Genomic DNA, 13,553 nt, shown 5'->3' on the forward strand with positions numbered 1-13,553 from the left:
ATTTGCACATCAAAATTTCACTATGTACAGAAGTCATAATTGTGGCGAATTAAGAGCTGCGAATATAAATGCAGAAGTAACCCTTTCAGGTTGGGTTCAAAAATCAAGAGATAAAGGTTTTATTGTTTGGGTCGATTTACGCGATCGTTACGGTATTACACAACTTGTTTTTGATGAGGAACGCACATCCAAAGACTTAATAGAACAAGCTCAAAACTTAGGTCGCGAGTTCGTCATTCAAGTAAAAGGAACTGTTATAGAACGTGCTTCTAAAAACCCAAATATCCCAACTGGTGATATTGAAATTTTAGTTTCAGAATTAACGGTTTTAAACGAATCGTTATTACCGCCTTTTACTATAGAAGACAAAACAGATGGTGGTGAAGATATAAGGATGAAATATCGTTATTTAGATATTCGTCGTAATCCAGTAAAAGAAAGCTTAATCTTTAGACATAAAGTAACACAAGAAGTTCGCAATTATCTATCAAAAGAAGGGTTTATTGAAGTTGAAACACCGTATTTAATAAAATCAACACCAGAAGGCGCTAGAGATTTTGTAGTACCATCTCGAATGAATGAAGGGCAATTTTATGCACTTCCGCAATCGCCACAAACCTTTAAGCAATTGCTTATGGTTGGAGGTATGGATAAATACTTCCAGATAGTAAAATGTTTTAGAGACGAAGATTTACGTGCCGATAGACAACCAGAATTCACGCAAATAGATTGTGAAATGGCATTTATCGAGCAAGAAGATATATTAAATGCTTTTGAAGGCTTAACACGTCATTTACTAAAAGAAGTAAATGGTGTCGAGGTAGAGAAATTCCCAAGAATGCTTTATGACGATGCCATGCGTTTGTACGGGAACGACAAGCCAGACATCCGCTTTGGAATGGAATTTGGCGAGTTAAACGACGTAGCACAACACAAAGATTTTGGCGTATTTAATAATGCCGAATTAGTTGTAGGTATTGCTGTTCCTGGCGGAAATAGTTATACACGAAAAGACATCGACAAATTAATCTCGTGGGTAAAACGCCCTCAAGTTGGCGCTTTAGGTATGGTATATTCGCGTTGTAATGACGACGGATCATTTAAATCTTCAGTAGATAAGTTTTACGATCAAGACGATTTAGCAAAATGGGCAGAAGTTACAGGCGCTAAGCCAGGCGATCTAGTTTGTGTGCTTTCTGGAGATAAAAATAAAGTACGTGCGCAGTTAAGTGCATTACGTATGGAATTAGCAGAACGTTTAGGGTTAAGAGACCCTAAAGTATTCGCACCACTTTGGGTTATGGATTTTCCATTATTAGAATTAGACGAAGAAACAGGGCATTACCACGCCATGCACCACCCGTTTACATCGCCTAAACCTGGACAAATAGAATTATTAGATTCTAATCCTGGAGAAGTAAAAGCCAATGCTTATGATTTAGTATTAAACGGAAACGAAATTGGTGGTGGTTCTATTCGTATCCATGATAAGAAAACACAAGCTATCATGCTAAAGCATTTAGGCTTCTCTGAAGAAGAAGCGAAAGCACAATTTGGATTTTTAATGGATGCCTTTGAATATGGCGCTCCACCACACGGTGGCTTAGCATTTGGGCTAGATAGACTCGTTGCTATTTTAGGAGGTCAAGAAACCATTAGAGATTTTATTGCATTCCCAAAAAACAATTCTGGTCGCGATGTCATGATAGATGCTCCAGCGCCAATAGATGATGAACAGTTAACAGAATTAAGTTTAAAACTTAATTTAAAATCATAACCAATTAAAATCCTGCTTATTGCAGGATTTTTTAGTAGTTTTATACATGCCTTCATTCACTAAAAAACTATTACGCCAATTTCTAATCTGGAAATACAAACATATTTCAGAGCGTCAATTTGTTTATATACTGAGTATTCTAGTTGGATTTCTAGCAGGTTTAGGCACGGTAACTCTTAAAAACTTAACCCACTACATTCGCTTACTTTTCGAAATCGATTTTTTTAATAATTATCAAAATTCGCTGTACTTCATTTTCCCAATGATTGGTTTGTTTTTAGTATATGTTATCAAACAAATCTGGTTAAAAAAACATATTGGACATGGTATTTCATCAACACTATACGCCATTTCAAAACTAAACGGAATCATTCCAAGATACAATATTTATGCAGCTTTAATAACCGCCCCATTAACGGCTGGTTTTGGTGGATCGGTAGGACTACAAGGGCCTGCGGTTAGTGTAGGTTCTGCATTAGGATCAAATGCAGCACGATTATTTCGTATGAATAGCAAAACTCGTATGCTATTAATAGGCTGTGCTGCTGCGGGTGCTATGGCATCTATGTTTAAAGCGCCTATTGCGGCTATTATATTCGCCATAGAAATCTTTAGCCTTGATATTGCTTTCGCCTCATTAGTACCATTACTTCTAGCATCAGTTTCAGCAGTTATCACCTCCTACCTTTTTTTAGGAACCGATGTGTTATTACGTTTCGAATTAACCGATAAATTTATTGTTAACGATATTCCTTTTTATATTCTTTTAGCACTTGTTACAGGATTAGCATCGGTATACTTCTCAAAAGTGTTTTTTGGCATTACCAACTTTTTCAAACAATTTGAGAGTAGAGCAATACGGCTTTTAATTGGCGGTTTAGCCATTGGTACCATGCTATTTTTTATTCCACCACTTTATGGTGAGGGTTATGGTATTATGAACAACCTCTTAAAAGGCGATCATTTAGCCGCTATTGGCACCACACCATTTAATTTAGATTTATCTAACATTTGGATAGTCATTGGGCTTTTATTAGGCATCGGGATTTTTAAGGCCATAGCCATGACCACTACTTTTGGAGCTGGTGGTGTTGGCGGTGTTTTTATCCCAACCCTAGTTATGGGAAATGTTTTAGGAAATGCATTCGCAAAAATCACTAACAATATTGGTTTCGATTTTCAAGTATCCGAATCTAATTTCACATTAATTGGCATGACAGGGCTAATGGCTGGTGTACTACATGCACCGCTTACAGCCATTTTCTTAATTGCAGAAATAACAGGTGGTTACGAGTTATTTGTGCCACTTATGATTGTTTCAGCCATATCATTCGCCATTACCAAATACTATGTTTCGCATTCTATTTATACCCTAAAACTTGCTCAGCGTGGTGAACTCATGACGCACGATAAAGATCAAAATGTACTTATGGTTTTAGACATCGATAAAGTTATAGAAACCAATTTTATTATCTTAAAACCCAACACGAAACTCGGTAATATTTTAAAAAATGCGGTTGCTAAATCCTCGAGAAATCATTTTCCTGTAGTAAATGATAAACATGAATTTTTAGGAGCTATTCGATTAGATGATATTAGGCATATGATGTTTAATGCAGAATTATATAATGAAGTAGACGCCTCAAGCCTCATGCATTCCGATACAGAAATTATTAATTATGATGAAGATAGCATGAACACAATTATGGACAAATTCAAATCTAGTGGTGCTTGGAATTTACCCGTTATTAAGGGAGGAAAATATTATGGTTACATTTCAAAATCAAAACTATTAACCGCCTACAGACAGCAACTCATCAATTTTACGCAGTAGTTAAAACACATGAAATACATTACTTACATATTAGCAATCGCTGCATTTACAAGCATTATTTTAGGCTTCACGCTAGACGTTCATTTCTCTCAAAAACTCATTGGTTTTGGTGTAACTGGTTTATTTTTAGTAGTTTTTCCATTATTCACGTATTATAGCTGGAAAGATAAAAACATGAAAGATTACATGCTCACCAAAGAAAATTTAGATAAAATGCGCGAAAATCAAAAGCGTAAAAAATATTAAATGTCACTTCAAGTCTCACGCTAATAAGGCACGATGTATCGAGAAATTGGGCGTTACCCGAAAAGGGTCGGGCTTTCCGTTACAAGTCCTCGCACCTCCTTCGTCGGGCTGTGGGCTATCCACTTCAATCCCTGCCTGCCGGCAGGCAGGCCTAACGCAAGGTGTTTGATGTTAGCACCTTTCAACTTGGAAAATTAAATTAATTAAAAATATTTTATACAACACACCCCTTAGTCCCCTCTTTTTAAAGGGGAAACTCGAACCCTTTTTTTATCAAACAACAGTTTCCTTCCTAATAAGGAGAGATTAAGAGAGATGTAAACCCTCTTGTTAATTCAAATTTCGTTTCTCAACAAAAAACCGTTTCATTAGTCTAGAAGCCTCATCAGCTAGAACCCCACCAGAAATAGTAGTTTTAGGGTGTAACTTTGTTTTTAAGTTAATACAACCACGCGCTTCATCTCTAGCACCATAAACAATTTTAGAAATCTGACTCCAATACAATGCACCTGCACACATTTGGCAAGGCTCCAACGTAACATACAACGTACATTTTTGAAGGTACTTACCACCTAAAAAATTAGAAGCCGCCGTTATAGCTTGCATTTCGGCATGCGCCGTAACATCGGTTAAGGTTTCAGTTAAATTATGGCCGCGAGCAATAATTCTATTATCAATAACAATTACTGCACCAACAGGTATTTCACCTTGTTCAAAAGCAGCTTCAGCTTCCTGTAGCGCTTTCTTCATAAAATAGGTGTCGTCAAAAGGTTCTATCATGGTACCAAAAATACAAATTCAAACCACTTCGGCAAGAAGTTTGATGACATAATAGAAAGCTATTAACCCATGAAAAAATACTATTCAATTGCAATTCCAAAACCTTGTCATGAAGATTGGAATAAAATGTCACAACGTGAAAAAGGTAAATTTTGTAGTTCTTGTTCAAAAACGGTTATTGATTTCACCAAAATGAAAACAAACGATATTCAAGATTATATTCATCAAAATAAAGATAATCGCATTTGTGGTCATTTTAAGCAAACACAACTAGATAGCATTAATTTACATATCCCTTCTCAAGTTTTAGAGAAACGTCAAAGTTTTCAAAAAACCTTCTTATTAGTTTTACTAATTGTAATGGGAACCACTTTAATGAATTGCACAAATAAAAATGGAAACAAACAAAAAATTGATAGCATTGAAGTTATTGATACTTTAAATAATAAAATTAATATTCTTGGAGGCTTACCACAAATTTCTGAAATAGATTCTATTTATAATAAAACTTGTAAAACGACACCTAAAGAAAAGGGATATATTGATATTGAAACCGAAGGAGAATTAATTATTGAAACTGTTGGTGATATTGAGATTCTTGAACAACCTCCAATAAGTATTGATTCTATAAACATTCTTAAACATCCAAAAGATGATGAAGAGCTAGAAGTTATGGGAGATATAATATCTGAAGAAGAATTAAATCACGAAATCGTCTTAGGAATGATAAGTGTTGACACACCTCCAGAATTCCAAAACACGCCTCAAAAACTATCGACTCAAGAGAAAAAAGATTATTTTTCGAAACAAATATCAAAAATTATTTCTGACAATTTTAATACGTCCGTTTGTTTAGATTTAAAAGGGAAACAGCGTATAAATGTTCAATTCAAAATTAATGAAGATGGAAAAACTTTTGATATTAGAGCCAGAGCGCCAAATGAAAAATTAGAAGATGAAGCAATACGAGTAATCAAACTTTTTCCTCAGTTTAAACCTGCAGAACAAAGAGGAAAACCTGTAAAAATGGTTTACACATTACCAATTATTTTTCAAGTAGAAGAATAATAAATTCTTGTACTTTTGCTGTGTGCAAAAAAGTCTATTACAAAATATAAACTCTCCCAACGATCTCCGTCTTATACATCAAAAAGACTTACCCCAACTTGCACAAGAGTTACGTAATTTTATCATTAATATAGTAGCTACTAAAGAAGGCCATTTAGGAGCCAGTTTAGGTGTTGTAGAGCTTACCATTGCATTACATTATGTGTTTAACACACCCACAGACCAGCTTATTTGGGATGTTGGACATCAAGCCTACGGCCATAAAATTTTAACAGGCAGACGCGACAATTTCCATACCAACCGCCAACTTGGTGGTTTAAGCGGATTTCCAAAACGCGAAGAAAGTGAGTATGATGCCTTTGGTATTGGGCATTCATCCACATCAATTTCGGCAGCATTAGGCATGGCGATTGCTTCTAAATTAAAAGGAGAAAACAAACAACATATTGCTGTAATTGGTGATGCATCCATTGCCAGCGGAATGGCTTTTGAAGGCTTAAATCATGCTGGTGTTACCGATGCTAATTTATTAGTAATTCTTAATGATAATGCTATTGGTATTGATCCAAGTGTTGGTGCATTAAAACAATATTTAACCAACGTAAAAAAAGGTACTCAAAAACAAGACAATATTTTTGAAGCTTTAAATTTTGATTATTCAGGACCAATTGATGGTCATGATTTAGATAAAGTTATCTCAGAACTAGAACGCTTAAAAACAGTAAAAGGCCCTAAGTTTTTGCACGTTATAACCACAAAAGGTAAAGGACTAAAACAAGCTGAAGCTGACCAAGTAAAGTATCATGCACCAGGAAAATTTGATGCTAAAACTGGAAATTTAGTTGCCAAATCTAACGAGGTACAGCCACCAAAATATCAAGATGTTTTTGGGCATACTATTGTAGAACTGGCAAAACAGAATAAAAATATAGTTGGTATAACTCCAGCTATGCCAACAGGATGCTCTTTAAAATATATGATGGAAGAAATTCCAGATCGTGCTTTTGATGTTGGTATTGCAGAACAACATGCGGTTACTTTAGCTGCAGGCATGACAACACAAGGTTTAATTCCGTTCTGTAACATCTATTCTACCTTTTTACAACGGGCTTACGACCAAATAATTCATGATGTGGCTTTACAAAAACTACCTGTTATTTTTTGTTTAGACCGCGCAGGTTTAGTTGGCGAAGATGGTGCTACTCACCACGGTGTTTTCGATTTAAGTTATTTACGCTGTATTCCAAACCTCATCATTTTTGCACCACGTAACGAAATAGAATTACGAAACATCATGTACACGGCCCAATTAGGTTTAGAGCAACCTATTGCAATTCGTTATCCAAGAGGTCGAGGTGTTACGATTGATTGGAAACAACCGTTTTCTAAAATAGAAATAGGTAAAGCGACTACGCTTAAAGAAGGCAAAAAAATGGCAATTTTAAGTATTGGTAACATGGCTAAAAATGTTTCTGAAGCTATTGAAAACCTGGATGTTTCGCATTACGACATGCGTTTTGTAAAACCTTTGGATGAAACCTTACTGCATACTATTTTTAAAACCCATAAAACCATAATTTCCGTTGAAGATAACGCCATTAAGGGTGGTTTTGGATCTACTATTTTAGAATTTGCTTCTGAAAATAATTATAAAAACTCAGTAAAAATATTAGGGATTCCAGATGAATTTATTGAACATGGAAAGGTTGAAGAGTTACATCATTTGGTTGGTTTGGATGCTGGGAGTTTAGAAGTCATTTTTAAAAGCACATAAGCACTCTTCTTTCTAAAAATATGTTTAATTTCACACATATTTTTCAAATCACTTTAAAGAAATATAACCTGTTTATGAGTTTTAAAACCAGCTTGCCTATAATCGCTTTTTTTATTTTTCTATTGTCAACATCTTGTTCTGAGAATAGTTCTAATGAGAAAGAAAAATCTGAAGAACCAGTAGTTTCTGAACATTACTATTTTGAAGGCAAACTTGATGGCGAGCCTTTTTTAATCGAAAAAAAGTATTATGAAGATTTTTATTTTGATGAAGAGCCTTTTTCAATAGATTATGGAGGAACACTTATAAACTGTAATAACGAACCAGAAGACCAGGTACATTCAGATTGTTATACAATTTATGCTTCTGGAATACTTATTTATAATGGTTTACATCCAGAAGAAGTTGGAAAACATAATACTGCAAAAATGTATTTTGGCAGTATTGATGTTGAAAACAAAACTTTCACAGATGAACTTGAATCTCTAAATAATTTCTTTAATAAAGAGGAACTTAAGTTTCGTAGAGATTTTGGAGACCCTAAAATTGAAGCTGAATTTGCTTTTGATTTCTTCCCTATTGATTCAGATAATAATCAAGTTTATTATTCTTCAAGATTTAATGATAATTCGGAATATAAGGCTGTTATAAGTTCTGTTGAAGAATTGGAAGATTATTTTTATGCCATTGAAGGATCTATTGAAACTTGTAAATTGTATGATTCCAATACTTATAGTGATGAAACTCCAACTTATAAGCTTTTAACCGATTTAAAATTTCGAGTTAAAATTAAAGGAGATTTTAACTATAATAATTATAAAGACAATTAATTTTTAAATTATTATTAACCTAATAGCTTAAAAGTAAACCAAGGAACATTATACAAGCAGATTCTCGCGTTAGGCCTGCCTGCCGGCAGGCAGGGATTGCAATGGAAAGCCCACAGCGAGGCACGAGCGAGGACTTGCAATGGAAAGCCGGACCCTTGTGGTAACGCCCAACCTCTCGATACATCACCCTTATTTAGTGTGACACTCGAAGTGACATGATTCTAAAAACTAATCCCTTTTATCTTTTTGTAATCTAAAATGGCCTTGCTATCGGACAGTAAAGACACGTAATAACACACGCTTGATAAACGGTGATATAGGCTAGAATTATTGATTTGAATGGTTTTTGGAAGCCCCTTTAATATGAGTTTATCGTAATTTGATGCGGTATTGTTAAAGCTATTGTTTACGGCGTTTGTATAGGTTTTTAGGAGCGTATTTATAACGCCGTAGCCTGCAATTTCTTTATCGACCACCTCGGTAGATTGGTATATATTTTCGACACTTATTTTTATAACATCTTTTATTTGCGCGTCGTACTTGCTTTTATCGAGTAAAGCACAATCGAAATTGCCATTTAAAATAGCGTCTTCGTAGGTCATAAAAATATCGACAGCCTCGTTAATAAGCGAACCTATGGCCAAGGCACGCAAATAACCTACACGATCTTGTTTGGTAGAAAGTGCATAATAGTTTTCTGGTTTAATGTTATCTCTAATAATTTTAGATAGGTATTCTAGCGCAAATTCTTCTTGAATAAGCCCTAGGTTTATACCGTCTTCAAAATCGATAATGGTGTAACAAATATCGTCGGCTGCCTCTACTAAATAGGCTAACGGATGGCGTGAGTAACTTAAATCTGTAGTACTTCTGCTGGCTAGTCCTAACTCGTTGGCTACATCTTGAAAGGCATCTTTTTCTGACTGGAAAAAGCCATATTTTTTATCGGCTATGTGTGGTGTTGGTTTTTTTGGTAGCGACTCTTTTGGGTATTTCATGAATGCTCCAAGTGTGGCGTAGCTTAATCTTAATCCGCCATCGCGTCCTGCTCTACTTTCGGTTAATATTTTAAAGCCGTTAGCATTTCCTTCAAAATCGCATAAATCTTGATATTCTTTATCGGTTAATTGACTTTTAAAAGATTTACCTTCTCCTGTTTTAAAAAATTCGCCAATGGCCTTTTCTCCAGAATGCCCAAAGGGTGGATTCCCGATATCGTGAGCTAAGGCTGCTGCGGCAACTATGGCTCCCAAATCGTTAGCTTGATAGCCAAGCGAACTTTGCAAATGCGGATGTTTTTCTAATAGTTTTTGACCCACACGTCTACCAAGAGAGCGCCCTACAACACTAACCTCTAGACTATGTGTTAAGCGGGTGTGTACAAAATCGGTTTCAGATAATGGGATAACTTGCGTTTTGTCTTGCAAACTCCTAAACTCTGATGAAAATATAATACGATCGTAATCGACCTCGAAGCCCAAACGGGTTTCATCTTGTTCTTTTCGTATACGTTTATTGGTGTCGCCAAAACGTTTTAAGGATAGTAGTTGCTCCCAGTTCATAGTCTTCAATTAAGTTCTGGCAAGATAATAAATTCGCTAAATAATGTATTGGTAAATCTCTTAACATTAGCGTAACCTTTTAATCATTTACGTTTAATGATTTGGTAACATAAAATAGAAGGTCTGAGCTTATTTTTGCAATGTAATTAAGAATACACATGAAACATATTATATACATAGCCATCTTTTTTCTATCTGCATTATCTTTTGCACAGGAAGCGGGTTCTATAAGTGGTAAGATATTGGATTTTGAATCGAATAGCGAACCTTTAATATTTGCTAAGGTTTCTATTAAAGAAACTGGCACGGAAGTTTTATCAGACGAAAAAGGATTTTTTAAGTTCGAAAACTTAAAAACTGGCGAATATACTTTAGTAAGCACCTTTACAGGTTACGAAACTAAAGAAACAAAAATTACTGTAGCTGCTAACAATACGAATATTAAATTGGTATTAGAACCTAGCTCACTATCTTTAGAAGATCTTGTTGCTACAATGGCTAGTGTTGAAAACAGCGCTTCTACTACAAGCAATTAGAATTAGTTAGTTTAGTTTGCAATAAGAATATTTTAAAATCAGCTTTCAATTATAATTGAAAGCTGATTTTTTTTTTACATATACGACACTTACCTTTTCTTCAATAAAACAGTCTTGATTTTCATTTATACTCTAAATCAATTTATTAGATATGAATGTTAACTCAATGTAAACAACAAGACAACATACCAGTTTTTAATTAACATTTCTCTAACACTTTTATTACAGTTCTTTAATCCTTAGATAACACACTATTTACAAAACGGTAGTTTCTTTGCCGCAAGAAATTTTAATGAAACTAATGAAAAAATTTATATTATTACTTACACTATTAGCTACCGTATTTTCTTATGCTCAAAACACAGGTTCAGTTGTTGGTAAACTTACAGATAAAGAATATAATAACGAACCTTTAGCCTTTGCTAATGTATTAATTAAAGGGACTACAAAAGGAACCACATCTGACTTTGATGGTTTATATGGTTTAGAAAATATAGAAGCTGGAAACTATACTTTAGAATTTAGTTTTGTAGGTTATGAAACTCAAGAAATTCCTGTTGCTATTGTTGCCGGAAAAGTGACAGAAGTTAATGTGCCAATGGGTGCAAGTGCCGCCTCTTTAGATGAAGTGGTTATTACAACAACTACTAAAAGAGAAAGTGAAGAAGCTGTATTATTAGACCAAAAGAAAGCTGTAGAAATTAAACAAAGTATTGGTGCTGTAGAATTAGAAAGAAAAGGTGTTAGTGATGCTGCAGGTGCAGTAGCAAAGATCTCTGGAGTTTCTAAACAAGAAGGTTCTAGTAATGTATACGTACGTGGTTTAGGTGATAGATACTTAAACACAACCATGAATGGTTTATCATTACCATCAAATGATGTTAGCAAGAAAAATATTGATCTTGATTTATTCTCTTCTGATGTTATTGAAAACGTATCGATTAGTAAAGCATACTCTTCAAAATTTTATGGAGATTTTGCTGCTGGTAATGTAGATATAACTTCAAAAGATTATAGCGGAAAAGGCTTTTTCAATTTTGGGGTTGGGTCTTCTATAAATACTAATGCGATAGGTAAAGATTTTGTAAGAAGTGAAGGAACTGGGCATTTTGGTTTCTATAACAGATACGCACACGATCCGTTTGCTGTTGTTTTATCTCATGGTTTCGATCCTGTTGATGCGGGAACACCTATAAATACAAACTTTGGTGGTTCTTTTGGAAAGTCATTCACTTTTGAAAATGGTTCTAAACTTAGTTTTTACGGTACAGGATCATTCGAAAATGATTTTCAATATAGAAAAGGATCTAACGTAGATTATACAAACGTTGAGAAAAAAGCTTTTGAGGAAGCTGAAGAGTTTGAATACGGAACTACTACAACTGCTATGGCTTCTATTATTTATAGAATAGATGATAGCAACACGATTAAGTTTAACTCTTTATTTGTAAACAGTTCTTCTGATAAAGTAGGTTATTTTGGTATAGATGGTAAAGGGCGTAATAGAGATGCTATTGCTAATACAGATGAAGGTTTCTTCCAACAAAACATTCAATTTAACGAAAACCTAATTTATGTAAACCAACTTACTGGAACACATAAATTAGATAAGTTTGATGTTGACTGGGGTTTTGGACACAACTTTGTTAATGCACACGAACCTGATAGAAAGCGTTTAAGTTTTGAAAACTATCAATTTGCTTTGGATGATGATCCAAACACAAACCCAATATTTTATAGTAATGTAGATTTTGATAACCAACGTTATTTTCAAGATATACAAGATGAAGAATTTAATGGACGCTTAAACTTAGCTTATAAGGCTACTGAAAATATTAAATTAAACTTTGGTTATAACGGAAGATCAAAAGAGCGTCGTTTTAATAATGTACGTTACGGATATGATATTCTTGACAATAGTGGTATTGCTGATGTTAATAACCTAAATGATTTTTTTACACTAGATAATTTAAATCTAACAAGTAACGAAGGAACTTACGAAATCAAAGTTATTAATGCATATCCAAACCTTAGTAATACAAACAGACCTGGTTTAGATGAAAACACTTATAAAGGTAAGCTAGATATATACGCTGGTTATTTTAATGCTGAAATGAATTTAGGCGAAAAATGGCTTGTAGTACCAGGACTAAGAGTTGAGTCTTTCGATCAATATATCGAATACGATGTTATTAACCTTGGAGTTAATGGAAATGATAATATAAGTGCATCAGATGTATTATTCTTACCTAGTTTGAGTTTAAAATATGCTTTAAACGAAGACCAAAACTTACGTTTTTCAGGAAGTCAAACCATATCACTACCAGAATTTAAAGAAGTTGCCCCTTTTGTTTATGAAAGTGTATCGCAACGTATAGGTGGTAATCCAGATTTATTAGGACAAAAAGATGGGTTTAACTATACTAATGTAAAAGATGTTTCATATTCTAAAATCTTAAACTTAGATTTAAAATATGAATGGTTTATCACTAAATCTGAATTACTTTCTGTAGGTGCTTTTTACAAGCAAATAGAAGATCCTATTAACCAAGTTGTTGCTTTTGATGCAACAGGTACACAACGTTTTTTTAGAACAGGAGATAAAGCACAAATATTTGGTATTGAGGCTGAGGTTAGAAAAAACATTATTGTTAATGAAGATGACAAACCAGAACTTTCATTTGGGTTTAATGCCACATATATGCATACAGAACAAGATTTGTATAGTGATATAGTTGGAAGTAACTTTAACGTAAGTTTTATTAAAGATAAAGAAGAACTACAAGGTGCTTCTCCATTAATTCTTAATGCAGATATTAGTTACTCACCAACATCATTCGAAAATTACAAACCACTTGCAACATTAGCCTTTTCATATTTTTCTGATAGGATTGATGCTTTAGGGTCTGGACAATTAGGAAACGTTATTGAAAAAGGGGTGCCAACTTTAGATTTTATTCTAAAAAACAAATTAGGCGAAAAGTTCGAAATAAACTTCTCTGCACAAAACCTTTTAAACCCAAACGTAACATATATAAGAGAAACAACTCAAGGCGATATAGTTGTTACTTCTCCTAATGGAAAAGATGTCTCTGATTATAAAAAAGGAATGAACTTAGGCTTACAATTAAAATATAAATTTTAAA

10 protein-coding genes are annotated in these 13,553 nt (G+C 34.1%); 8 read left to right on the forward strand and 2 right to left on the reverse strand.

The genetic code is table 11. The features are described from left to right. Window positions 1-22: 22 nt before the first annotated feature. Genes aspS through SJY43_RS02950 form a run of 3 tightly spaced genes read left to right on the forward strand, consistent with a single transcriptional unit; the run spans window position 23 to window position 3,857 of the window. A complete protein-coding gene (gene aspS, locus SJY43_RS02940) occupies window positions 23-1,777 on the forward strand; it encodes an aspartate--tRNA ligase (protein WP_396602354.1) in 1,755 nt (584 codons plus the stop codon). Between the two features lie 46 nt (window positions 1,778-1,823). Continuing rightward, window positions 1,824-3,611 (forward strand): chloride channel protein, encoded by a 1,788-nt coding sequence (locus SJY43_RS02945; RefSeq protein ID WP_396603384.1) that lies wholly within the window; start codon window positions 1,824-1,826, stop codon window positions 3,609-3,611. A gap of 9 nt (window positions 3,612-3,620) precedes the next feature. Then, complete coding sequence (locus SJY43_RS02950; RefSeq protein WP_396602355.1) at window positions 3,621-3,857, forward strand: hypothetical protein; 237 nt, start codon at window positions 3,621-3,623, stop codon at window positions 3,855-3,857. Window positions 3,858-4,187: 330 nt separating this feature from the next. Here SJY43_RS02950 and SJY43_RS02955 read toward each other — a convergent pair whose 3' ends face one another. Then, window positions 4,188-4,637 (reverse strand): nucleoside deaminase, encoded by a 450-nt coding sequence (locus SJY43_RS02955; protein ID WP_396602356.1) that lies wholly within the window; start codon window positions 4,635-4,637, stop codon window positions 4,188-4,190. Window positions 4,638-4,706: 69 nt separating this feature from the next. Here SJY43_RS02955 and SJY43_RS02960 point away from each other — a divergent pair, with 69 nt between their 5' ends. The 3 genes from SJY43_RS02960 to SJY43_RS02970 are packed head-to-tail and all read left to right on the forward strand — an operon-like array spanning window position 4,707 to window position 8,309. Beyond that, on the forward strand, window positions 4,707-5,705 hold the full coding sequence (locus SJY43_RS02960; RefSeq protein ID WP_396602357.1) for an energy transducer TonB: 999 nt from the start codon (window positions 4,707-4,709) through the stop codon (window positions 5,703-5,705). A gap of 22 nt (window positions 5,706-5,727) precedes the next feature. Beyond that, the gene (gene dxs / locus SJY43_RS02965; protein WP_396602358.1) at window positions 5,728-7,479 is read left to right on the forward strand and encodes a 1-deoxy-D-xylulose-5-phosphate synthase; all 1,752 of its coding nucleotides are present in this window, start codon (window positions 5,728-5,730) and stop codon (window positions 7,477-7,479) included. Between the two features lie 20 nt (window positions 7,480-7,499). Then, on the forward strand, window positions 7,500-8,309 hold the full coding sequence (locus SJY43_RS02970) for a hypothetical protein (protein ID WP_396602359.1): 810 nt from the start codon (window positions 7,500-7,502) through the stop codon (window positions 8,307-8,309). Between the two features lie 221 nt (window positions 8,310-8,530). On the opposite strand, the gene dgt is transcribed toward SJY43_RS02970, so the two are convergent. Then, window positions 8,531-9,871 (reverse strand): dGTP triphosphohydrolase, encoded by a 1,341-nt coding sequence (gene dgt / locus SJY43_RS02975; protein ID WP_396602360.1) that lies wholly within the window; start codon window positions 9,869-9,871, stop codon window positions 8,531-8,533. A 158-nt stretch (window positions 9,872-10,029) separates the two neighbouring features. Between dgt and SJY43_RS02980 the strand changes: the two genes are divergently transcribed. Both SJY43_RS02980 and SJY43_RS02985 read left to right on the forward strand, forming a co-directional pair. After that, a complete protein-coding gene (locus SJY43_RS02980) occupies window positions 10,030-10,407 on the forward strand; it encodes a carboxypeptidase-like regulatory domain-containing protein (RefSeq protein WP_396602361.1) in 378 nt (125 codons plus the stop codon). Between the two features lie 301 nt (window positions 10,408-10,708). Then, window positions 10,709-13,552 carry a TonB-dependent receptor domain-containing protein gene (locus SJY43_RS02985; RefSeq protein WP_396602362.1) on the forward strand — a complete coding sequence of 948 codons (2,844 nt, stop codon included), beginning with the start codon at window positions 10,709-10,711 and terminating at the stop codon, window positions 13,550-13,552. Window position 13,553 lies beyond the last annotated feature (1 nt).

Origin of the sequence: Algibacter sp. R77976 (assembly GCF_044594645.1) — a bacterium.
Lineage (GTDB): Bacteria > Bacteroidota > Bacteroidia > Flavobacteriales > Flavobacteriaceae > Algibacter_B.

Coding starts and splice junctions, on each gene's coding strand:
- SJY43_RS02950 (WP_396602355.1), top strand. CDS start 3,621: ATGAAATACATTACTTACATATTAGCAATCGCTGCATTTACAAGCATT.
- SJY43_RS02945 (WP_396603384.1), top strand. CDS start 1,824: ATGCCTTCATTCACTAAAAAACTATTACGCCAATTTCTAATCTGGAAA.
- SJY43_RS02985 (WP_396602362.1), top strand. CDS start 10,709: ATGAAAAAATTTATATTATTACTTACACTATTAGCTACCGTATTTTCT.
- dgt (WP_396602360.1), bottom strand. CDS start 9,871: ATGAACTGGGAGCAACTACTATCCTTAAAACGTTTTGGCGACACCAAT.
- SJY43_RS02980 (WP_396602361.1), top strand. CDS start 10,030: ATGAAACATATTATATACATAGCCATCTTTTTTCTATCTGCATTATCT.
- SJY43_RS02960 (WP_396602357.1), top strand. CDS start 4,707: ATGAAAAAATACTATTCAATTGCAATTCCAAAACCTTGTCATGAAGAT.
- SJY43_RS02970 (WP_396602359.1), top strand. CDS start 7,500: ATGTTTAATTTCACACATATTTTTCAAATCACTTTAAAGAAATATAAC.
- SJY43_RS02955 (WP_396602356.1), bottom strand. CDS start 4,637: ATGATAGAACCTTTTGACGACACCTATTTTATGAAGAAAGCGCTACAG.
- aspS (WP_396602354.1), top strand. CDS start 23: ATGTACAGAAGTCATAATTGTGGCGAATTAAGAGCTGCGAATATAAAT.